The sequence below is a fragment of the Lachnoanaerobaculum saburreum DSM 3986 genome, assembly GCF_000185385.1.
In the GTDB taxonomy this organism is placed as follows: domain Bacteria; phylum Bacillota; class Clostridia; order Lachnospirales; family Lachnospiraceae; genus Lachnoanaerobaculum; species Lachnoanaerobaculum saburreum.
In genome coordinates this window covers 2,764,224-2,788,076 of sequence record NZ_GL622296.1, presented here as the reverse complement: position 1 = coordinate 2,788,076, position 23,853 = coordinate 2,764,224, and the positions used below count along the sequence as shown (strand labels likewise).

At 36.8% G+C, this 23,853-nt stretch carries 20 protein-coding genes; all 20 read left to right on the top strand.

The features are described from left to right. Positions 1 to 33: 33 nt before the first annotated feature. The 20 genes from HMPREF0381_RS12865 to HMPREF0381_RS12765 all read left to right on the top strand — a co-directional run bounded on the left by HMPREF0381_RS12865 (position 34) and on the right by HMPREF0381_RS12765 (position 22,956). Complete coding sequence (locus HMPREF0381_RS12865; RefSeq protein WP_008752441.1) at positions 34 to 1,440, top strand: Wadjet anti-phage system protein JetA family protein; 1,407 nt, start codon at positions 34 to 36, stop codon at positions 1,438 to 1,440. Then, positions 1,440 to 2,015 carry a DUF4194 domain-containing protein gene (locus HMPREF0381_RS12860; protein ID WP_008752440.1) on the top strand — a complete coding sequence of 192 codons (576 nt, stop codon included), beginning with the start codon at positions 1,440 to 1,442 and terminating at the stop codon, positions 2,013 to 2,015. Before HMPREF0381_RS12865 ends, HMPREF0381_RS12860 begins: the two co-directional genes overlap by 1 nt. Then, positions 2,012 to 5,341 (top strand): ATP-binding protein, encoded by a 3,330-nt coding sequence (locus tag HMPREF0381_RS12855; protein WP_008752439.1) that lies wholly within the window; start codon positions 2,012 to 2,014, stop codon positions 5,339 to 5,341. Before HMPREF0381_RS12860 ends, HMPREF0381_RS12855 begins: the two co-directional genes overlap by 4 nt. After that, entirely contained in the window at positions 5,328 to 6,554 is a 1,227-nt protein-coding gene (locus HMPREF0381_RS12850) for a Wadjet anti-phage system protein JetD domain-containing protein (RefSeq protein ID WP_008752438.1), read from the top strand. The genes HMPREF0381_RS12855 and HMPREF0381_RS12850 overlap by 14 nt, the downstream gene beginning before the upstream one ends. A gap of 429 nt (positions 6,555 to 6,983) precedes the next feature. Further along, entirely contained in the window at positions 6,984 to 7,520 is a 537-nt protein-coding gene (hpf, locus tag HMPREF0381_RS12840; protein WP_008752436.1) for a ribosome hibernation-promoting factor, HPF/YfiA family, read from the top strand. Between the two features lie 98 nt (positions 7,521 to 7,618). Beyond that, on the top strand, positions 7,619 to 10,051 hold the full coding sequence (locus tag HMPREF0381_RS12835) for a beta-glucosidase family protein (RefSeq protein WP_008752435.1): 2,433 nt from the start codon (positions 7,619 to 7,621) through the stop codon (positions 10,049 to 10,051). A 212-nt stretch (positions 10,052 to 10,263) separates the two neighbouring features. Next, positions 10,264 to 10,569: a GtrA family protein gene (locus HMPREF0381_RS15510; RefSeq protein ID WP_008752434.1), complete on the top strand. Its 306-nt coding sequence runs from the start codon at positions 10,264 to 10,266 to the stop codon at positions 10,567 to 10,569. An 18-nt stretch (positions 10,570 to 10,587) separates the two neighbouring features. Continuing rightward, positions 10,588 to 13,578, top strand: coding sequence for a glycoside hydrolase family 3 C-terminal domain-containing protein (locus tag HMPREF0381_RS12825; protein WP_008752433.1), 2,991 nt, complete (start codon positions 10,588 to 10,590; stop codon positions 13,576 to 13,578). Further along, positions 13,571 to 14,929: an aminotransferase class I/II-fold pyridoxal phosphate-dependent enzyme gene (locus HMPREF0381_RS12820; RefSeq protein ID WP_008752432.1), complete on the top strand. Its 1,359-nt coding sequence runs from the start codon at positions 13,571 to 13,573 to the stop codon at positions 14,927 to 14,929. Before HMPREF0381_RS12825 ends, HMPREF0381_RS12820 begins: the two co-directional genes overlap by 8 nt. 6 nt (positions 14,930 to 14,935) lie before the next feature. Further along, complete coding sequence (locus tag HMPREF0381_RS12815; RefSeq protein ID WP_008752431.1) at positions 14,936 to 15,517, top strand: guanylate kinase; 582 nt, start codon at positions 14,936 to 14,938, stop codon at positions 15,515 to 15,517. Between the two features lie 3 nt (positions 15,518 to 15,520). Further along, positions 15,521 to 16,495, top strand: coding sequence for a DNA polymerase III subunit delta' (holB, locus tag HMPREF0381_RS12810; protein ID WP_008752430.1), 975 nt, complete (start codon positions 15,521 to 15,523; stop codon positions 16,493 to 16,495). Positions 16,496 to 16,504: 9 nt separating this feature from the next. Then, positions 16,505 to 17,314 (top strand): PSP1 domain-containing protein, encoded by an 810-nt coding sequence (locus HMPREF0381_RS12805; protein WP_008752429.1) that lies wholly within the window; start codon positions 16,505 to 16,507, stop codon positions 17,312 to 17,314. Between the two features lie 3 nt (positions 17,315 to 17,317). After that, positions 17,318 to 18,064 (top strand): tRNA1(Val) (adenine(37)-N6)-methyltransferase, encoded by a 747-nt coding sequence (locus HMPREF0381_RS12800; RefSeq protein WP_040461898.1) that lies wholly within the window; start codon positions 17,318 to 17,320, stop codon positions 18,062 to 18,064. After that, positions 18,054 to 18,902, top strand: a complete 849-nt coding sequence (gene rsmI, locus HMPREF0381_RS12795; protein WP_008752427.1) for a 16S rRNA (cytidine(1402)-2'-O)-methyltransferase — start codon at positions 18,054 to 18,056, stop codon at positions 18,900 to 18,902. The genes HMPREF0381_RS12800 and rsmI overlap by 11 nt, the downstream gene beginning before the upstream one ends. A gap of 7 nt (positions 18,903 to 18,909) precedes the next feature. Then, positions 18,910 to 19,359 carry a ribose 5-phosphate isomerase B gene (rpiB, locus tag HMPREF0381_RS12790; protein ID WP_008752426.1) on the top strand — a complete coding sequence of 150 codons (450 nt, stop codon included), beginning with the start codon at positions 18,910 to 18,912 and terminating at the stop codon, positions 19,357 to 19,359. A 5-nt stretch (positions 19,360 to 19,364) separates the two neighbouring features. Then, positions 19,365 to 19,727: a hypothetical protein gene (locus HMPREF0381_RS12785; RefSeq protein ID WP_008752425.1), complete on the top strand. Its 363-nt coding sequence runs from the start codon at positions 19,365 to 19,367 to the stop codon at positions 19,725 to 19,727. A gap of 12 nt (positions 19,728 to 19,739) precedes the next feature. Then, positions 19,740 to 20,330, top strand: coding sequence for a sugar O-acetyltransferase (locus HMPREF0381_RS12780; protein WP_008752424.1), 591 nt, complete (start codon positions 19,740 to 19,742; stop codon positions 20,328 to 20,330). A gap of 45 nt (positions 20,331 to 20,375) precedes the next feature. Continuing rightward, positions 20,376 to 21,215 (top strand): pyridoxamine kinase, encoded by an 840-nt coding sequence (locus HMPREF0381_RS12775; RefSeq protein WP_008752423.1) that lies wholly within the window; start codon positions 20,376 to 20,378, stop codon positions 21,213 to 21,215. Further along, a complete protein-coding gene (locus tag HMPREF0381_RS12770) occupies positions 21,212 to 21,406 on the top strand; it encodes a DUF951 domain-containing protein (RefSeq protein ID WP_008752422.1) in 195 nt (64 codons plus the stop codon). The genes HMPREF0381_RS12775 and HMPREF0381_RS12770 overlap by 4 nt, the downstream gene beginning before the upstream one ends. Further along, positions 21,403 to 22,956, top strand: coding sequence for an ABC-F family ATP-binding cassette domain-containing protein (locus HMPREF0381_RS12765; protein ID WP_008752421.1), 1,554 nt, complete (start codon positions 21,403 to 21,405; stop codon positions 22,954 to 22,956). The genes HMPREF0381_RS12770 and HMPREF0381_RS12765 overlap by 4 nt, the downstream gene beginning before the upstream one ends. Positions 22,957 to 23,853 lie beyond the last annotated feature (897 nt).

Below are 23,853 nucleotides of genomic sequence, written 5' to 3'. Positions count from 1 at the left end.
AGAAGTAAGATTTATTGATTGTGGAGTTGGAATATGAATATTTTTGATGAGGTGGATGACAATCTGTTCAGACCGCTGACCGGAATAAATAAAAGAAAATATGTGGATATCCTGGCTCTGATTTGGGAAAAGTGCAAGAGAATGCCGATGTATGCTATAGAAAAAAGCACTGTCTTTGATATGGCGGAGGAATATCTTTTGGGTCTGGGAGAGAATGTAGAACTTGATATTGAAGAACAAAGTGAGATAAGCGGGAATATTACAGATATGAGAGTGGTGGCAGGTACTCTTATAAGAAGGCTTAGAGATACAGGCTGGCTTTTAGAAAAGCCCGGTGAGTATGAAGATGATGACAAGCTGGCTGTACAATATAAGGTCGTGCCGATACTTAAATCATTTAGAGAGATTGTCAGTCCGACAATAGTTACATATAAGGGTAAGCTTTTTAAGATATATTCAATGTTTGAACATATATGTGAGCAGGGAAGTCCGTATGAAGGAGTGCTAAAAGAAGCATCGGAAGATTTTGACAATCTGAATCAGGCACTTAGAACCTTGTCAGCTTCTATAGAAGACCATATAAATGAACTGACTTTAGGAAAAAGTCCGCAGGAGATACTGGATTTTTTTGAAAAATATGAAGAAAAGATAGTTGTAGGTTCATATCACAGGTTTAAGACAAATGACAATCTGTTCTACTACAGGTCAAGTCTGTATGAGAGCCTTGACAAATGTGAAGACAGCCTGTTTGATGCACTTGTGCTTGACTATATCGACACTGAGCGTGTAGAAAAGGATGAAGCAAGCATAAAGATAAAGGAACTTATAACAAAAGTTCGTATGGATATTGAAGAGATGGAAGAGGTTATGCGAGCTATTGATGACAGGCATATTCTTTATAGAACGAGAGCGGTACAAAGAGCACAGTTTTTGTTGCTGTCTGATGGAAGCAGTAAGAGTAAAATCAACAATATACTAAGATTTTATGCAAGTGAGATACAGTCAAAAGGAGACGGCAACAAGGATGATGATACGGTAGCAAGTGAAATCTTTAGGATATTCGGACAAAACTTTTTTGACAGCGCATCACTTGCCACTCCTGTAAAAAAGAGAAAACCTACACCTATTGAACTGATGAATATAATAGAAGAACTGGATATAGAGCTGGTAGAAGAGAAAAATAAAAAGATGATGGAGTATATACGAAATGCTTTGACATCTGAGAATGTAAACAGGTTTGCAAAAGATATTTTAAACGGAAATCATGCAGTACGGGTAAGTTCCGTATTTGAAAAAGAACCTGATACGTTTATAAAGATTATAGGTTTATATACATATTCAAAGACTGCTGAAAGAGGATATGATATAAAGTTAAAGGACAATGTGGTGGAAGTAAACGGTGTTAGGTTCAAAGATTTCATTGTTGAGGAAAGAAGATAATGTCAGTTGATATAAAAGAAGAGATAGCCAATTACCTGTTAAATAATTGTTTTCTGATGGGGAATGTGGATACTACAAGAGAAAAATATTACTATGTTATAAATCATGAGGAGAGTTTCAGACAGATTTTTTTACCTATCGGATATACATTGGTTATTCATAGGAATTTGAGAGTAGTTCAGCTGATAAATAATCATGGCACCGGCAGAGTTGTATTAAAAAAATATGAGAGCATTATTTTGCTTATATTCAGGCTCCTATATGTAGAAAAAAGAGAAAGTCTGTCTACAAGTGAAGACAGAGTTTTTGTAACTGTTGAAGAGATAAAAAACGAATATGAAAAGCTGAGTCTTCCAAGAAAATTTGATAAAGTGTTTTTAGAGGAGTCTGTAAGAAATATAAAGAAATATAATCTCATACAGGTAGTGGACAGGCTTTTGGAAATGGATGCAAAGATACAGATTTATCCGTCTGTGATGCTTGCTATGCCGGATACCAATATAAGTAAGGCATATGAGGAAACTGCCAAACTTTTAGCACAGTATGAAAACAGTGAAGAGGGAGATGAAGGATGATAAGAATGAAAAGGCTTCATCTGATAAATTGGCATAATTTTCAAGATGATATAATAGATTTTAAAAATATCACCTATCTTTTGGGTGTAAATGCCGTAGGAAAGACCACTATTATGGATGCTGTGAGATATTGCCTCACTACCAATAAAGACTTCAATACGGCAGGAAATAAAAAGAGTGGAAGAACGCTTCTGGGTTCAGTTCACCAAAAGCAAAGGGCACAAGAATCCTATCTTCGCCCGGGACATACAGTTTCATATATAGGAATAGAGTTTTTGGATGAGGCAATCAAAAAGAACTTTGTGATAATTGCCCGTATAGAATCTGAAACACCGAAGCAGGACTTAAGAGGAGTATATCAGGATTGGTATATTACAAAGCCCGGATACAGTCTGGAGGATATTCCGTTTTTTACAAAGAAAAAGGATGGAAAGAGTCCGACTTCCAGAGACGCCTTTAAGCTTGAGAACAAGGGTATGGACAGAGCGTCCAATCAGGCGGATGCAAGAAGAAGGATTTGCAGAATGCTTGGTATAGGTGAAGCAGACTCACCTATCGGAAAGAAGTTCAATGAAGTCTTTCATATGGGTACCAGCTTAGAGGATATAAGAGATATCAGAGAGTTTATCTATACATATATTTTGCCGGAGCCTGAAGTAAATATAGAATTTTTACAAAAGGACATGATTGAGCTTGAGAGATTGCAGGAAATCTTGCAGGAGGCCTGTGACAGAGAAGAACTGCTAAAAGAAATCAATGATAAAATAAAAGCGGCAAAAGAACTTCTGGGTAAGGTCAAAGTAAATGAGAGTCTGGTTGCCTATGCGAATCTACAGGGAAATATTGAGGATACCGATGAGAAAAAATATCTTATTGAGGAGTGGAGTACAAGTCTTAAGATAATTGACAAGAAACTGCTTGATCTTTTTGAAAGTGAGAACAAGGCATCCACTCTTTTGTATGAGGCACAAAGAGCGGCGGAAGAAAATGCGGAAAATAAGGAAATGCTCTCACTTGAAAGTGAAAATAAAAATAATAAGCTTGAAAATGATAAGCTTATATTGGAAGTAAGTATATTTGAAGATGTGTTGCAAAAGTTATTTTCACTTAAAGACAGTTTGAATAAAATAGGCTTTGCTGTAAAAGTGGCTGATTGTATAAGAGATGAAAATGCAGCTGTAGATGAAAGAATCAGAGAAATCAAAAACAGTGCAAAGCTTTTTGCAGATATAGAAGAAGAAATCAAAAATCATGATGCAAAGATAAGAACCGATATTACAAGTTTGAGTGATAAAAGTGATATTCTTTCAAAAAAGATAAAAAGTCTTGAAGCAGGTGTGATGTGTTATCCTGATGAAGCGATATTTGTCAGAGATAAGATAAATGATTTTTTGAGTGAGCAGAGTAAAAGGGCGGATGCCAAACTGCTCTGTGAGCTTTTATATATGACGGACAGCAGTTGGCAGGATGCTGTGGAGAGCTATTTGAATACTCAAAGATTCAATATTATTGTTGAGCCTGACAATTATCTTTCGGCAAAGAAGGTCTTTGTTTCACTGGGAGACAAGGTTAAAGGTATAGGACTTATAGATACCAGAAAAATAAGGGATGTGGAGTATAAAACTTCAGATGAGTCATATCTGGGAGATAAGATAGAGTCTGAAAATATCTATGCAAAGACATATGCAAGATTTGTTATGAAAAATGTCATTTGTTGTGAGTCATCAGATGACTTGGAAAATTTTACAAAGAGTGTGACAAGGGATAGACTTAGATTCCAAAACTTCTGTTTACAAAGGATGGCAAAGAAGGAGCATTTTATAGGTGTGGATGCTATAGCAAAGCAATTAAAGAGTGCAAAAACAGAGTTTACAGGCGTCAAAAAAGAACTTACGAAACTTGAAGAAGCCAAGAAAAACTTTGACTCTATTTATAACGGCTATACAAAATTCAGAGCGGGAGACAACTTCGGAAAGCTTGAAAATTACTGTGAATCAAAGTCAAAGTCAAAAGCACTTTCCGCCAAGATAGAGGATATAGCAAAGAAGATAGAAGAGTTTAAGAAAAATCCGATTCTTTTAGCTATGTATGACAGGGTTAGGGAATGTAAGAAAAACCTCAGTGTTATCAGAGATGAGATAACGGATAATAAGGCTAAGAAACAAAATCTTAATTCAAATATAAATCAGGCAAAAGCAGCTGTTGACGAGCTTGAAAAAAATCTTGCACAAATGCAGGCTGTATATGAGAGCAGTATAGAGGAGTATCCGGAGTTTATCAATGATGTTGAAAAGAAATATCAAAATGAGAGAAAGTCAAAGAAAGCTTCCGCCATTGCTTACAACTTTTCAAACCGTGCGGTACAGGATAATATTACATTAAATAACTATTTGAATCAGGAACTTATACCGCTTCAACAAAGATATACTGCGACATATACCTGTGATTATGCTGCCGGACTTGGCGGTGCGGACAGATACCGTCAGGAATATCTGACATTGCAGAATATAGAACTTGAAAGGCATAAGAGTGAACTTGCCGATGCACAGATAAGATGTAAGGACAGATTCCGTAAGGAAGTGCTGTTTAGGATGAAGGATGATATCTTAAGGGCAAAGCAACAGTTTAAACAGATTAATCGTGTGATGGAAAACCTTGAATACGGCGAAGAAAGTTATAGATTCGGGATTGATAAGAGTAAGGACAAGGAACTTGGAATGTTCTATGATATTATTATGGACAAGGACAATCAGCAGATTGACAGAGAAAATGATATGCTCATGCTTATGAATGAGGCAAGTAAGTCTGAGGTCTTTGAAAGTCAGATTGATGATTTTATGAGCAGAATTATGATTGATGTGGAAGAACATGCCAAGCAGAATCTGTCAGGTCAAAAGTCAAATGCAAAGAGTATGGGAATGTATGTGGATTACAGAACCTATCTTGACTATGACATCATTGTAAAGAATGCTGTAACAGGTAATGAGGTGGAACTTTCAAAGGTCAGCGGTGAAGGAAGCGGAGGTGAAAATCAGGCACCGTTTTATGTAGCTATTTGTGCATCTCTTTTGCAGATTTATGAGCAGAGCAAGGAAGGTTCAATAAGACTTATACTTCTTGACGAGGCGTTTAACAATATGACAAGTGACAGAATAGAACCGATGATGAATATGTTTAAAAAATTGAATCTACAGCTGGTTTTGATAGCTACGGCGGAAAAGGCCACGGCCATATTGCCGTACTGTGATATTACATATTCTATTGTAAAGTCCGGAAACAGAAATGCGATAGGAGTATTTGAGAGGATTGAGGATGGACTACACTAAGGATATTTTGAACAGATTGATAGATATATATGAAAGAAGAGAAGGCTACAAAAAAGAGCCTTCTTCTTTGCGTGTGATACAAATAGATATAAAAAAGACATATCCTGCATATGTGGACAGATACAATCACAATGTGTATAAGGAGATCAATGTAGCAATAGAAAAGTTGATAAATGAAAATCTTGTTAATTCAAATATTGATGTTTCCGGAAAATATGAAAAGGTAAAGTTAAATGTTGAGAATATTTCAGTGTGTTACAAAAAAGTAAAGAGAGTTACCATAATAGAGCAGTGCAAAAAGATGGAAGCTGTACTTAATCTGTTTAAAGATAAAAATCTGCCTGTATTAGACAATATTTTATCTGATTGGAGAAAACTTATATCAGAATATAAAAAGATTCCATATGATATAAAATATGATGCAATCAGACTGATGAATATACTGAAAATACTTGAAGCCATACTAAGACTAAGTAATGAGAGCTATATCAGAAACTTTTCAACCGCAATATTTCAGGACTCTAAGAGGTTTCAAAGAGAATTTAAGTCCGGTATAGAGAGTATACTTTTTGATTATACAAATGAGGCGGTAGAAAGAGATAAGATACTTGAATATTATAATCTGTATGAAAATCCAACATATACATATATAAAGGGAGATGCGGTAATTAAGTTTGAAGATTCCGTCATTTATGTAAAAGAACTGCCTGACGGGATTGCACTGTCAAATGTATCACTTGAAGCGATAAGAGAGGTCAAAGTATTTGCAAAGTCTGTAATAACTGTAGAAAACCTGACCACTTATCATGATGAAGATGAAAGAGAGGCGGTATATATTTATCTGGGAGGTTATCACAATAAATCAAAACAGGTGATATTAAAAAAGATATATGATGAAAATAAGAATTGTGAATTTATGCATGAAGGGGATATAGATGTATATGGTTTTTTGATACTTGAAAACTTAAAAGAAAAGACCGGAATACCTTTTAAACCTTTAAATATGGATGTAGATACTCTAAAAAGATTTTTTGAAGCAAATATATACAAGGAACTTACATTTTCCGATATCAATATGATAGAGAAAAATAAAGAAAAGCTTAGAGATTATAAGGAAGTATTGGAATTTATGCTTTTGCATAATTGTAAGGTGGAGCAGGAATCTATAAAGGCGGTTGAGATTTTAGAGCCGGTAGGCAGACGGATTTTTTAAATAATATATGTAATCCTGCCTGTCAAGTCACAATTTTTATTTTGTATATAAAACAGCAAAGTGCATAAAAATTGTGACGGGAAAATACTTATCCACATTATCCACATTTTTATCCACAAAAAAGGTGAGTTTGAAGGTGGATACAAAGCCGATAAATAGGCTGTTTTCAGGTTATAAACCAAGTTATCCACATTATCCACATTTTATCCCCATAACACAGGTTTGTACTTGGTGGATAAATAGTAGTGTTTATGAGATAAAATATATAAAAGTACAAAATTTTCTTAAAAGTACAATTGGCTAACAATTTAACTAAAATCACAAAAAACCCGGGAAATAGTAAAATTGACAGTATAATTATAAAATTAAATTGAATTTATAGCAAAAAAGTGTTATACTATAACAAAATAAAAGAAAAGGAGCTTATATATGCGTTATACAATTACTGGAAGGAATATAGAAATAACCGATGGTTTGAAGAAGGCAGTAGAGGAGAAGCTTCATAAATTAGGAAAGTATTTTACAGAAGATACAGAGGCGAAGATTACACTCAGTGTGCAAAAGGAGGCACATAAGATAGAGGTTACTATCCCGACCAAGCAGGGGCTTATCAGAGCCGAAGAAGTAAGCGAAGATATGTATGTAAGTATAGATAAGGTTGAGGATATTATAGAGAGACAGATAAAGAAGTTTAAGAACAAGCTTGTAGACAGGAAGCAGTCAGGTGTGTCTTTCTCGGAACTTTTTATAAATGAAGAGGATTCCGATGTAGAGGAAGAAGATGAGATAAAGATTGTAAAGACCAAGAGATTCAGTATCAAGCCTATGGATCCTGAGGAGGCATGCTTACAGATGGAGCTTTTGGCACATGATTTCTATGTATTCAGAAATGCTATAAGTGATGAGATTTGTGTAGTATATAAAAGAAAAGACGGCAAGTACGGCATTATAGAGCCGGAAGTATAAAAGTATATTATCGGGAGTCTTCGGACTCCCTTTTTTTGAAATAATACAAAAAGTTTGCTATGATGTGGAAAGGGTGGGTATGTTTTTAAAGGAGGAGAATGAAACATAGAGATATTATAAAAAAAATGACATTGGAAGAAAAGTGTGCCTATCTCTCAGGCAAGAATGCTTGGGATACAAGGTCATTTACCTCCATAGGAGTTGATGTCCTTCACCATGCGGACGGCCCTACCGGAGTCAGAAAACAGGCAGGAAAGGGCGACCATCTAGGGCTTAATGCAAGCGTACCTGCCACATGCTTTCCGACTGCCGCCACACTTGCAAACAGTTGGGATAAGGAGTTGCTTGAAAGGGTAGGAAGGGGGCTTGGAGCGGAGGCGGCGGCTGAAGATGTGAATGTACTGTTAGGTCCCGGAATCAATATAAAGAGAAATCCGCTCTGTGGAAGAAACTTTGAGTACTATTCAGAAGATCCGTACCTTAGCGGAAAACTGGCGGCCGCTATGATCAGAGGTATTCAAAGCAACGGAACAGCTTCCTGTGTAAAGCATTTTGCAGTGAACTCTCAGGAGCTTAGAAGAATGGCAATGGATGCCGTACTTGATGAGAGGACGTTAAGAGAAATATATATAACCGCCTTTGAGATAGCCATAAAAGAGGGACATCCGAAGTCTGTAATGACAAGCTACAATATGGTAAACGGAGTATATGCCAACGAGAATGAGCATCTTTTGATGGATATTTTAAGAAAAGATCTCGGATTTGACGGAATGGTCGTCACGGACTGGGGTGCTTCAAATGACCATGCACTTGGAGTAAAAAACGGTTCAAGCCTGGAGATGCCGGCTCCGGGACTTGACAGTGCAAGGGAGCTTTTGGATGCCTTAAAAGTGGGTAAGATAAAGGAAAGCGACATTGATGCCAGAGTGGATGAGCTTATAGAGATTACTTTAGCAACAAAGAATAAGAAAAAGCCTAAAGATAAGGCAAAGATGTTTGCCGACAATCATGCACTTGCAAAAGAGGCTGCTAAAAAAAGTATTGTGCTTTTAAAAAATGAGGACAATATCCTGCCGTTAAACGGTAAGAAAAAGATTGCCGTAATAGGAGATTTTGCTTTCAATCCCAGATATCAGGGTGCAGGTTCTTCAATGGTAAATCCCACCAAGGTTGACATGATACAAAGTATATTAGCGGAGTCGGATTTGGAAGTAATAGGAACGGCAAGGGGATATTCAAGACTTGACAAAGAAGATGATGCGGTTATGACAGATGAGGCAATGACACTTGCAAGGAAGGCGGATATAGTGCTTTACTTCTTCGGGCTGAATGAGGCAAGTGAGTCTGAGGGACTTGACAGGACACATCTGCGTATTCCAAAAAACCAGATAGATTTGTTGGAGCGTCTCTCAATTGAGAATCACAATATAGTGGGTATTATCAGTGCAGGTTCATGTATCAAGATGCCATGGGAAAAACATCTAAAGGCGATACTGCATGGATATCTTTTCGGGCAGGCAGGTATGGGAGCGGTGTTTGAACTTCTTACAGGTAAATACAACCCAAGTGGAAAACTCTCTGAGACAATTGTAAAAAGATATGAGGATGAACCGAATATAAGATATTATCCGTCAAAAGAGAGAACTTCAGAGTACAGAGAGAGTATCTTTGTAGGATACAGATATTTTACCACAAGGAATGTTGATGTACTTTATCCTTTCGGCTACGGACTTTCATATACCGATTTTAAGTATAGCGATATAGAGGTGGATGATGAAAAGGTAAGCTTCTTTATTGAAAATATCGGTAAGGTGACAGGTGAGGAAGTTGCACAACTTTATATAGGCTTGAAAAACTCAAATGTATTCAGAGCAAAGTTTGAGCTGAAAGGATTTGAAAAGGTGGAATTAGCTCCCGGTGAGAAGAAAAAAATCACTATCCGCTTTGACGACAAGTCATTCAGATTTTATAATGTAATGACAAATGCCTTTGAGATAGAGAGTGGAGAGTATGATATATATATCGGCAGCAGCTGTGAGGATATCAGATTACAGACTACCCTTAAGGTAAGCGGAAATGCAAAGGTTTTTCCATACAATAAAAAAGAGCTTCCTTCATACTACAGCGGTGATATCAGAAAAGTAAGTGATACCGAGTACAGAGCTTTGCTTGGAAGAGATATACCTAACGGTAATTGGAGCGGTGAACTGGGTATCAATGATGCACTGTGTCAAATGTATTATGCAAAGAGTTTTATTGCAAGATTTGCATATAGGATACTTGATAAGAGATTAAAAAAATCATTGGAAGCAGGTGTACCTGACCTTAATACTCTTTTCCATTTTAATATGCCTTTTAGGGCTATAGGAAAGATGAGCAACGGTCAGGTAAGTATGGAGATGGTGGATTCTATTGTACTTTTGGTAAACGGACATTTCTTTAAAGGAATGTTCGGAATAATCTCTGGGTATTTCAAAAACAAAAAAGCAAATAAGAAATACAAAAGAGAATTCTTACAAAGGGAAGATTGAGAAGGTTTATGATATTTTTAAAGAAATGAATAGACAGTCATCCGAATATTTGGGAGTTTATCAAGTTTAATATACTCTCAAATGTGGCAACGATAGTGAATTTTATCGTGATATGGATAACTACAGCCGCTTTTACAGGTTTTGGATGGCATTTTATCCCTTTTAAGTTTTTTATATTCAATTATGCGGATAATATTGAATAAAACTTAGGGTTGGCAGGTTTTTTAAGCTTTCTTACAGCTACGGCACTTGCACAGACTGTAAACTTCTTTGTGCAAAAGCAGTTTGTGTTTAAGTCAAATGCGGCTTTTAAGGATGCTGTACCGAAGTATATAATTCTTGCCATAGTTTTGATTATAGTATCTGCGGCACTGCCTGCATATTCACAAAAGTTTTTTAGGGATATCGGAGTGAGTGCAAATTTTGTACCTACATTGGCAAATGCTCTAAATATCATAGTTCAGGTGGTTATCAGATACCCGACAATGAAATTTATAGTGATGCCTGAGAAAAAATAAAGATATTGGAGGAGTATTATGTTAGCTGTTAACATGGCGGATGTGGTAAGTGTGATAAAGTCGATTGCTCCACAGCTGGTAGCCATAGTGACACTGTTGGTATGTGCAATTGTGGTTATGTTTGTAACAAAAGATAAGAAAACAGCGTTTAAGAAGCTGTCAAGGTCAACTGCATGGATTCTTTTTGCGGTTGGTACTGTTATCAGTATCAATATAATGTTAAACGGTCCGCTAAAGACCATGATCACATTGGCAACAGGAAGAGGTGTGATCAGTGAGAAGTCACTTGATGAGGCAAAGACTTTAGGAGAGGATATTGCAGGTGAGGGAATTGTACTTTTAAAGAATGATTCCGCTCTACCGCTAAAGAAAGGTACAAAGCTGAATCTCTTCGGATGGTCATCCACAAATCCTTTATACGGCGGTACAGGTTCAGGCGGACTCAATGACTCATTTCCGACAGTTTCACTGATTGACGGTATTAAGAATGCCGGTTTTGAAATAAATGAGGATTTGGTTAAGTTCTATACTGATTTTAGGGCAAAGAGACCTACAGTAGGTATGTGGGGTCAGGACTGGACAATACCTGAACCTTCAATTGAACAGTATAAAGAGGCTAATATTTTTGAAAATGCCAGAAATTATTCTGACAAGGCAGTAGTAGTTATTGCAAGATCAGGCGGTGAGGGTGCAGACCTTCCGAAAAGTCTCGATCCTAATACGGAGGACAACTTTACAGACGGCGGTACTTTCGGTTCAAAGGGTCTTAGATACAGCGATCAAAAAGATGATCTTGATGTAAATAAGAGCTATTTACAGCTTTCAAACAGAGAAGCCGCAATGCTTGATGCGGTAAATAAGACTTTTAAAGACATTGTGGTTATTGTAAATTCAGCAAATCCGATGGAACTTGGATTTGTAAATGACTATGAGAATATCTCAAGTGTGGTTTGGTGTCCGGGACCGGGGCAGACAGGATTTAATGCACTTGGAAAGATTTTAGACGGTGATATAAATCCGTCAGGCAAGACAAGCGATATATTTGTATATGATTTAAAGAAGAGTCCAAGTTATAATAACTTCGGAGATTTCCAATATACAAATATGGATGAATTCTCTACAGATGACAGGGGTGTTAAGCATAAACCTAGCTTTGTAAACTATGCCGAGGGTGTCTATGTAGGATATAAATTCTATGAGACTGCCGCCAAGGAAAATGTAATCAACTATGCAGGATATGTTCAGTACCCGTTTGGCTACGGTCTTTCATATACAAGTTTCACCAAGGAGATGGGAGAGATAGTTGCAAATAACGGTAAGATAAGCATTGATGTACTTGTAACAAATACAGGAAATTCAGCCGGAAAGGATGTAGTGGAGCTTTATTACAATCCGCCGTATAAGAACGGTGGAATAGAAAAAGCAAGTACAAATCTGGTAGGATTTGGAAAGACAAAACTTTTGCAGCCGGGTGAAAGTGAGACGGTAAATATTACATTCGATTTAGAGGATATGGCATCATATGATGATAAGGATAAAAAGGCATATGTGCTTGAGGCGGGAACATATGAGATAAGCCTTCAGGAGGATTCGCATAATATTCTTGATACCAGAACTTTCCCACTGGAAGGTGATATAGTATACAATGAGAGTAATAAAAGAAACAGTGACAAGGAAGTTGCAACAAATAAGCTTGATGATATGAGAGGTAATTTCACCGTACTTTCAAGAAAAGACAAGTTTGCAAACCTTGAAGAGGCTACAAAGGCTCCTACTGATTTTGCATTACCTGAGGATAAAAAGGCTGCTTTTTTAAATAACAGTAACTATGATGCTTCCAAGTTTGATGCAGCGTCGGATGAGATGCCTAAAATGGGTGCAAATAATAATCTTAAACTGAAAGATCTTCGCGGTCTTGATTATGACGACCCTAAGTGGGAGGATTTGTTGGATGAGATGAGTTTTAAGGATATGTCAAAGCTTGTAGCACTTGGCGGATATCAGACTGTAGCTATAGGCAGAATAGGAAAGGTACAGACTGTAGACTGTGACGGACCTTCATCTATCAACAACAATTTTACAAAGAAGGGTTCAATAGGTCTGCCTGCCACCATTATGCTTGCAAATACTTTCAATACTGAACTTGCACATTCATTTGGTGACAGTATCGGAAAGATGGCAAATGAGATGCAGGTATCAGGTTGGTATGCACCGGCTATGAATACTCATAGAAATGCTTTTGCAGGAAGAAATTTTGAGTACTATTCAGAGGATCCGATACTTTCAGGAAGAATTGCATCCGAGGCGGTAAAGGGTGCCGCAGAACATGGAGTATATGCCTATATCAAACATTTTGCACTGAATGATCAGGAGACAAACAGAACATATCAGCTTATGACTTGGGCGGATGAGCAAACTGTGAGAGAAGTATATCTTCGTCCTTTTGAAATCTGTGTAAAGGAAGGTAATGCCAAGGCTGTGATGGCCGCTTTCAACCACTATGGAATTATTCCTGCATATGCATCGGATAATGTGTTAAATAAAATCCTTCGTGATGAGTGGGGCTTTAGAGGAATGGTTCTGATAGACTACTTCGGTGCCGGCGGATATGGATATCTGGATGCAAACAGAGCAACAAGAAACGGTACAGATTTCTGTCTTACAGCTATTGATGCCGGATTCAACTATGTAAAGGACAAGAGTGCCACCGCAACACTTGCACTTAGAAAAGCATCACATAATATTTTATATACTACAGTAAACAGTAGAGCGTATGCTCCCGAGAACCTGAATTTAGGTATGATGGGATGGCAGATTGCTACTATTATACTGGATATTATATTTGCGGCAGCTGTTATAATTCTGCTGATAAAAACCCTTAAGAATTTTAAATTTAGAAAGGGGCTTGAAAGTTCTGTAGCGGAGGTTGCCGGCGGTGATATCTCAAGTATAAAATCCGACAATACAGAAACAGGTAATGTAGAAGATACAGATACAAAAAATGAATAAAGATTGTTTAGCATATAAATTAAAAGAATATGTCAGCTCCGGTATATTGCCTATGCATATGCCGGGGCATAAAAGAAAAGTGCCGAAAGAGATAGAAGAGATGATGACCGACATTTACAAGATGGATTTGACAGAGGTGGACGGCACTGACAATTTGCATGATGCTACAGGCATTATAAAGGACTCTATGGAGTTTGCAAAAGATGTATACAAAAGTAATAAAACATACTACTTAATAAATGGCTCAAGCTGTGGTATACTTTCAAGTATAAGAGCTTGTGCCTGCACAGGAAATTATAAAAATAAAAAGTCATATATAGTAGTGGCACCAAATGCACATTTCAGTGTATATAATGCTGTTGAGCTGCTTAATTTGACACCTATATATTTAGATGTTTATTATAATGAACTTGATATTGCAGGAAGCTGTGATATTAAGTCACTTAAAAATATCTTAGAAGCTAATGAGGAAAAAAATATAGTGGCGGCAGTGATAACTTCACCGACTTATGAGGGAGTGGTATCAGATATAGAAGGGATTTCAAATCTTCTGCATAAAAAGAATATACCGCTTATAGTGGATGAAGCACATGGAGGTCACCTTAATTATATAAGTAATATTGATTTCGGCAAAAGTAAAAATAAATTTTGTGTATCTGCACTTTGTCTGGGTGCAGATATTGTGGTGCAAAGTCTGCATAAAACACTGCCGGCACTTACACAGACTGCATTGTGTCATACAAAGTCCGAGCTTGTAAGTGAAAAATACTTGGAAGAATCATTACATATATTTGAAACCAGTTCACCTTCATATATTTTTATGGCAGGTATTGATGCCTGTATAAGATATATGGCAGACAGTGATAAAGAAATGATAAGTTATATAAATAATTTATTTGAGTTTAGGAACAGCACAAAAGTTTTTAAACATATACATTTGTGGGAAGATGACAGTACAATCGGGTATGATTTTACAAAGCTTGTTATCTACTCTGATATGATTGACGGAATCACTCTGGCGGATATACTTAGAAGCTCTTATAATATTGAGACTGAAATGAGTAAACTTAAATTTGTATTGGCTTACAGTACAGTCCGTGACAGTAAAGATGATTTTGCCGGACTTTATAATGCGCTAAAAGATATTGATGAGAATTTCTCATATATAGAGAAAAGACCTTTGGCAAATCTTAATAAAAAATATCTTGGAAAGGTGGCCGAGGATAATATCTATATATATCCTCCCGGTGTTCCGGTGCTTAAAAAGGGGGATATAATAGATAGGAAATATTTTGATTTGTTAGACGAATATATAAAAAAAGGAAAAAAAGTCTACGGCTTAGACTTATAAAATAAAATGGGAAAAATTTATTATGTGATGGGCAAGAGTGCTTCCGGTAAGGATACTGTCTTTAACAGGCTCCATGATGAATGTCCGAGAACAAAAAAGATTATAACATATACTACCAGACCTAAAAGGAGTGAAGATATAGAAGGTATAAGTTATCACTTTGTAGACGAGTCTGTGATAGAAGATTATAGGAGGCAGGGTAAACTGATAGAGATGAGGACATATAATACTGTTAAAGGCAGATGGACTTATGCTACTATTGATGACGGTTCGGTGCATCTTGAGAGTAAGAACTATCTTATAATAGGTACGCTTGAATCTTATAAAAAGATAAGAGAGTATTTCGGTGCCGAAAATGTTGTGCCTATCTATATAGAACTTGGTGACGGTATCAGACTTCAAAGAGCTGTGAACAGAGAGATGATGGAAGAAATACCGAACTATGCGGAGCTTTGCAGGAGATTTTTGGCTGACAGTGAAGATTTTTCGGATGCAAGGCTTGAGGCCGCAGGTATTACCAAGAGATATTTGAATGAGGATTTGAACAAATGCATTTCAGAAATAAAAAAAGATATGGGAATCATGTAAAGTATGAGTGAGTTTATTCTTGGAAATGAAAAGGTGAGGAATCATCTAAAAGAGTCAATACTGAAAAAAACTGTTTCACATGCATATATTCTGGCAGGAGATAAAGGGATAGGTAAACAAAAAATTGCAAGAGAGTTTGCTATGAGGCTTATATGTGAAAGAGACAATATCGGATGCGGTCACTGTCCGGCTTGCAGGCAGTTTTTGGCAAATTCATACCCTGATTTTTTTTATATGGATTCAGAAAATAAGGAGAGTATCGGAATAGATAAAATCAGAGAAAATATTGTCTCTGATGTGGCGGTCAGACCTTATTACGGTAAATATAAAATATATGTGATAGATGAAGCGGATAAGATGACAGGTGTAGCACAGAATGCTCTTTTAAAGACTATAGAGGAACCTCCTGAATATGTTGTTATTTTGCTTTTAGTAAGAAATATGAGCCTGCTTCTTGAGACTATAAGGAGCAGATGCATAAAGCTTTTATTAAGCCCTGTGAGCAATGACAGGATAAAAAAATGGCTGACAGAAAACGGTATGAGTGAGGAGATTGCTACAGTGGTGGCATCATATTCAAACGGTGCTCCCGGAGTTGCAAAGGTCATGGCAAAGTCGGAGGACTTTGCAACAATATATGAGAAAAATGTAGAGTTTTTAAAGAATATTTCAGAAGTAGGTATAAATGAGATACTTGTCTTTATTGAGGAATTGAAAAAAAGAACCGGAGGTTTTAAGGATTTTATAAATTTCCTTAGACTTTGGTATAGAGATATTTGTATTATAAAGCTTACAAAGAAAAAAGAAAACCTGATATTTATAAGAGAAGAAAGTATTATTTTCAGGCTTTCAAGGGAATATACACTGCAAAAGATAAATAGTATAATAGATTTGATAGATAAGACAGAAATCAGGTTAAAATCCAATGTAAGTGGAGATACAGTGATGGAATTACTTTTTATCGGACTTAGAAAATAGGAGAGAATAATGAAGATAATCGGCGTTAGGTTTAGGGAAGTGGGGAAAATCTGCTACTATGATCCTGATGATATTGATATAGATGTAAATGACAGAGTTATAGCTGAGACTGACAGAGGTGTAGAATGCGGCAGGGTCATATTGGCACCAAGAGAACTGAGTAATAAATATGACAATCCCATAAAGAAGATAATAAGGAAGGCGGATCTTGAAGATGTTGTGAGATATGAGGAGAATATGAAAAAGGAAAAGGAAGCCTTTGATATATGTAAAGCAAAGATAATAGAACTTGATTTGCCTATGAAACTTATTTTGGCCGAGTATACCTTTGACAATGCCAAGTTACTGTTTTATTTTACAGCAGAATGCAGAGTGGATTTTAGAGAACTTGTGAAGATACTTGCATCTATTTTTAGAGTAAGAATAGAACTTAGGCAAGTAGGCGTGAGGGATGAAACTAAGATGGTTGGCGGAGTAGGATCCTGTGGCAGAGCTCTTTGTTGTCACAGTTATCTTTCGGATTTTGTGCCTGTATCCATAAAGATGGCAAAGGAACAAAGCCTTTCACTAAATCCTGCAAAAATAAGCGGTGTATGCGGCAGGCTGATGTGCTGCCTTAAAAATGAGGCGGAGACATATGAGTATCTTAACAGAAAGATGCCGAGAGAGGGTGCGAGTGTTTGCACACCTCTTGGAGAGGTCGGTGTTATAGTTTCTACCAGTGTACTTAGACAGACTGTAAAGGTACTTGTAAATAAGTCTGAGGATGCAAAGGAAATAGAGGAATATTCTCTAAGTGAGATAAGGGTACAAGCTTAAGTGATGAAGGATGAGTTGATAAGAGAAGAATGTGGTGAAAGACTTGATGATTTGCAGTGTGACGGCCTTTATCTTATACAAAATCCTGATAAGTTTTGTTTCGGTATTGATGCCGTACTTTTGTCAAATTTTGTGAAAGTAAAAAAAGACGGTTATGCAGTGGATTTATGTACCGGAAGCGGAATAGTTCCGATACTTCTAAGTACAAAGACTAAGGCAAAAAAGATAACAGGTATTGAGATACAAAGTGATATTGCAGATATGGCAAGTCGAAGTGTAAGTTACAATAAGCTGGATGAAAAGATAGATATTATAAATGACGATATCTCAAATGCACTAAAATATATAAAACATTCCTGTGTGGATACCGTATGTGTAAATCCTCCATATATGAAGGATATGGCGGCTATAAAAAATCCGGATTTACCGCTGGCTATTGCAAGACATGAATTACTTACAGATCTTGAAAGTGTAATAAATATTGCAAATAAGTTGCTGAAAGAAAACGGCAGGTTTTTTATGATACACAGACCAAGCAGACTTTCAGAAATATTTGCTTCAATGAAGCAAAACAGAATTGAGCCTAAAAGGATAAGATTTATTCATTCCTATATTGACAGCAAGGCAAATCTGGTTTTGATAGAGGGGTTAAAAGGCTCAGGAGTCTGGCTGGATGTAGAGCCTCCTTTGGCGGTATATAAGGAGAAAAATGTTTATACGGATGAGGTGTTGAAAATATATGGCAGGTAAGATATATTTGGTGGCTACACCTATAGGTAATCTTTCGGATATAAGTATCAGAGCTGTTGATACTCTAAAAAATGTGGATATCATTGCCTGTGAAGATACCAGAAATACAATAAAGCTTTTGAACCATTTTGAGATAAAGGCTCCTTTAACCTCATATCATGAGTACAATAAGATAGATAAGGCATATGAACTGTGTGAGAAAGTAAAGACAGGTAAAAATATTGCATTTGTATCCGATGCGGGTATGCCTGCAATATCCGACCCGGGATATGAGCTTGTAGATATTGCATACAAAGAGGGGCTGAATGTGACTGTAGTCCCGGGAGCAAGTGCGGTGGTATCGGCACTTGCAATAAGCGGTATCAGTTCAAGAAGATTCTCATTTGAAGGGTTTTTGCCAAGTGATAAGAATGAGAAAAAAGAAATATTGACGGAGCTTTCACAGGAGAGCAGAACCATTATTCTGTATGAAGCTCCGCACAGACTTTTAAAAACATTAAAGGAACTTTTTGAGTGCCTGGGTGACAGGAAAATATCTATAGTAAGAGAACTTACAAAACTTCATGAAGAGGTGATTAGAGGAAACTTAGGTAAGATAATAGCCGACTATGAGTCCTGTGATATTGCAGTCAGAGGAGAGTATGTACTGGTTATAGAGGGTAAAAGCCTTATTGAAAAAAGAAATGAAAGGCAAAAATCTTTTGAAGAGATCAGTATAAAGGAGCATTTTGATAAGTATATCTTAATGGGGTTTGATAAAAAAGAGGCTATGAAAGCGGTAGCAAAAGATAGAGGAATACAAAAAAGAGAAGTTTATAAGGAACTTATAGGAGAGTAGTGAAAATATGAGAATCGGAGTAGGAAATGACCATGCGGCAGTGGAACTGCGGGAGATTATAATAAAATATCTGAAAAATGCAGGTCATGAGGTATTTGAGTTCGGTGCCAAAGAAGGTGAAAAATGTGATTACCCTGTACCGGGAAGAGATGTTGCGGAGGCTATAGCGGCGGGAAAACTTGACAAGGGTGTGCTTATTTGCGGTACGGGAATAGGTATATCTTTGGCGGCGAACAAGGTTCCGGGAATCAGAGCGGCGGTATGCTCGGAGCCTTATTCGGCAAAGATGGCGGCACTTCATAACAACGCTCAGATTATCGCCTTCGGTGCCAGAGTGGTAGGTTCCGAGATGGCAAAGATGATTGTAGATACCTTCCTTAGCACTGAGTATGAGGGAGGAAGACATCAAAACAGGCTTGATATTATCACTGAAATAGAAGAAAAATATTCAAGGTAAAATATATGGGAATAGCGGATTGGTTTAATTTTGAGACTGCAAAGCAAAAAAAGAAGAAAATGGACAGATATTATAAAAAGCTGTATCCGTTCGGTGAAGAACAAAAAAACTGGGAGCAGGATAGACTAAATGAGGTCTTTCCTAAGAATAAAAAAACAAAAAGCTATCATTTTGAACTTTTGATTTTGCGTGAAAGTATTGCAAATCTTTCAGATCCGGATATTTATGATGAAGATGAAGAGCGTCCGAATGTGGAAGAGGTAATAAAAAACTGGAAAGATAAAGAGACGGTTTATAGATTAAAACCTGAAGAAAAGCAGGCAATAATTGATATTGCACTTAAGGAAATGGAAAAGTTTAAAAAGTGAGGTAAATATAGTATGAATCTTGATGAGCAGAAGCAATTTATATTAGACGGTAATATGTATAATGATTTGACTGATGAGTTGGTTAAAGCACGTGAAAATACAGTATTTCTGACTGATGAGTATAATGCAAGTTTTGGAAAACCGTCAGAAGTAAGGGAAGCAATACTTAGAAGACTTTTAAAGTGTATCGGTAAAGGTGTTCACTTTGAACCTAATTTCAGATGTGAATTTGGATATAATATTTCAATAGGCAATAATTTTTATGCAAATTTTGATTGCATTATGTTGGACGGCGGGGGAATTGAGATTGGTGACAATGTGCTGTTCGGTCCAAGAGTCGGAATATATACTTCCAACCATGCAACAGATATGTGGGAGCGTACTCATGGAGCCTGCTATGCAAAGCCTGTAAAGATAGGTAATAATGTTTGGATTGGGGCAGGTGTAAATATAAATCAAGGCGTAACAATAGGAGATAATACAATTATAGGTTCGGGAAGTGTGATAACAAAGGATATTCCTGCAAATGTAATTGCGGCAGGAGTGCCATGTAAAGTGATTCGCAAGATAACGGAAGCGGATAAGACGGGATATAGTGTATAAATAATTTTATAATGCTTATATAATGATTTTATTCAAAGGAGATTTATGGATAAAAAAGTATTAACAGTACAGGACATATCATGTTTCGGACAGTGCTCTATAACAGTGGCACTTCCTGTTCTTTCAGCCTGTGGAGTGGAGACGGCTATAATGCCGTCTGCAATTTTATCAACACATACAGGTGGATTTAGCGGATTTACTTTCAGGGATTTGACTGAGGATTTGCCGAAGATTATGGAACATTGGTTAAAGGAAGGTATCAGTTTTGATGCGATATATACAGGCTATCTTGGAAGTAAAAGACAGATTGATATAGTAAAAGAGTTGTTTAATAATCTACTTAAGCCTGACGGCAAAAGAATAGTCGATCCGGCTATGGCGGATAACGGGAAGCTCTATACAGGCTTTGACGATGCATTCGTCAAAGAGATGAAAACTCTTATTGCAGCAGCTGATATAATCTTACCGAATATGACAGAGGCGGCACTTCTATCTGACAGTGATATAATACTTGAAAATCAAAGCAGTGAATATATAATAAGTATTATTAATAAGTTGAGAGAGCTTGGTGCAAAGAATGTAATCTTAAAGGGTATTAAGAATATTGAAGGCAAGCTTGGAATTGCAGTATATGAGGGCGAGAATGACAATATGGAGATATTCTATATTGACAGGATAAAAAAAGATGCACATGGTACAGGAGACTGCTATGCGGCCGCATTTACCGGCAGTCTTATAAAGGGCAAAAGTATGAGAGAAGCTGTAGAAATAGCGGCAAAATTTGTTTCAGAGGCTATATTAAAGACGGTAGATGATGACAGTCATTGGTATGGTGTAAAGTTTGAAAAAGCTATACCGGTGCTTGTTAGAGAGTTGGATAAATGATAAAAATAGATGTAGGGGATATACTTGCATTGAAAAAGCTGCATCCATGTGGCTCAAATAAGTGGGAAGTGCTTAGAATCGGGCAGGATTTGCGCCTGAAATGTATTGGTTGCGGCCATCAGATGATGATTGCAAGAAAGAGTATAGAAAAAAACATTAAATCAAAAGAAAAAGGAAAAGATATACAATGAGTATTTTGAATGTTGAAAATTTGAGCCATGGTTTTGGAGATAGAGCTATTTTTGATAATGTTTCATTCAGAATGCTGAAAGGTGAGCATATAGGACTGGTAGGTGCCAACGGAGAGGGTAAGTCTACATTTATGAGTGTGGTGACAGGTAAGCTTATGCCTGACGAGGGAAAAATAGAATGGGCTAAGGATGTAAGGATAGGTTACCTTGACCAGCATTCGGTTTTGGAAGAAGGTATCAGTATAAGAGATGCACTAAAGCAGGCATTTGACCACCTTTTTGATATGGAAAAAAGGATGAATGAAATCTGTGATATGCTTACTACAGCTGATGAAAGCGAGATGGATGAGCTTATGGAAGAACTTGGCACTGTTCAGGAACTTTTGACGGCACATGATTTCTATACTATAGATGCAAAAATAGAAGAGGTCGCAAATGCACTTGGACTTACCGATATCGGACTTGAAAGGGATGTGACCGAGCTTAGCGGAGGACAGAGAACAAAGATTCTTTTAGCTAAGCTTCTGTTACAAAAACCTGATATTTTACTTCTTGATGAGCCTACAAACTATCTGGATGCCGAACATATAGAGTGGTTGAAAAGATACTTACAAGATTATGAGAATGCATTTGTACTTATCTCACATGATATACCTTTTCTTAATTCTGTGGTAAATATCATATATCATATGGAAAATCAGGAGTTAAACAGATATGTAGGAGATTATAATAAGTTTCTTGAAGTATATGAGGTTAAGAAAAAACAGCTTGAGGCGGCTTATAATCGTCAGCAAAAGGAAAGAGAAGAGCTGGCTGATTTTGTTGCCAGAAATAAAGCAAGAGTTGCCACCAGAAATATGGCTATGAGCAGGCAAAAGAAGCTTGATAAGATGGATATTATAGAGCTTGCTGCAGAAAAACCGAAGCCGGAGTTTAACTTTAAAGAGGCAAGAACACCTGGTAAGACCATATTTGAAACGACAGATCTTGTAATAGGATATGATACACCGCTTTCAAAACCTATAAATGTAAGGATGGAAAGAGGGGAAAAGATTGCCATGTTCGGAGCGAACGGCATCGGAAAATCCACTCTTTTAAAGAGCATTCTTGGACTTACACCGGCATTGTCGGGTAAGAGTTCTTTGGGGGATTATCTGGAGATAGGATATTTTGAGCAGGAAAGCGATAATAAGTCAAAAAACACCTGTATTGAGGAGCTGTGGAGTGAGTTTCCGGGATACAGCCAGTATGAAGTCAGATCGGCACTGGCAAAATGCGGTCTTACCACCAAGCATATAGAGAGCCTTTTTAGAGTGCTTTCAGGTGGAGAGCAGGCAAAGGTAAGACTTTGTAAGATTATAAACAGAGCCACTAATGTACTGTTTTTAGATGAGCCTACCAACCATTTGGATGTGGATGCAAAAGAAGAATTAAAAAGAGCATTGAAAGCGTACAAGGGAAGTATACTTCTGATTTGCCACGAACCTGATTTCTATGAGGACTTTATCACAGGGAGCATAGACTGTAGGGAGTGGTCATTGAGAGTATAATTATATGTGCTTTAGTTATTTATTTTAAGCATCACATGAAGACCGATTTATATAAATACCGGTCTTCCCTCAAGCATATCTTTAATACTGTCAAAGATGCCTATTTGTTCTTTTTTTATTGTCTCATTACGCTTAGAGTATTGCAGAACATTTTTATTTGGATATATTAGGACTTTATCATTTATGGCTTATAACTTTTAAAATTATTTTCAAAAAGTTATTGACAGAGTATGAGATAAAGTATATACTACATTCACCGCTTTTGAGGCGGACAAATTTTTAAAGGAAAATCAAAACTTTTGAAATAAAAAATTAAAAAAGTTATTGACAAAGATTTAAGAATTTGATATTATACAAAAGTTGCTCAATGAGAGCAAACAGGCTTAAAGAAAACTTTTAAAAATAACTCAAAAAGTTGTTGACAAGGTAAAGTAAGCTTGATATAATATTGAGACAGCAATAATGAACCTTGATAATTTAAGATTAAACAGTACACACAACCCTGAAAATTCGCATATTTCGCATATTTTTCTTAATGAAAGTGAGCGTAAGCGAAACTTGAATTTAGAAAAATAGCGCACCTTGCCGAACGAAGTGAGGCAAAGGTGTTACGTTAAAAAATATGATGAGATTTCAGATGCATTTTTCACTTGATGAAAACGAGCGAAAGCTTGTTTCATATCTTAGTGAAAAAGTAGTTCTTCGTACGAGTGAAACAAGTACGATAGAACGACCTTAAAACAGTAGATCTGTGAAAACAGATGCAAGCTAGCGACAGGCTAGATTAAACTTTTATATGAGAGTTTGATCCTGGCTCAGGATGAACGCTGGCGGCGTGCTTAACACATGCAAGTCGAACGAAGCTGCCTGGAGGAAGTTTTCGGATGGAATTTAGGT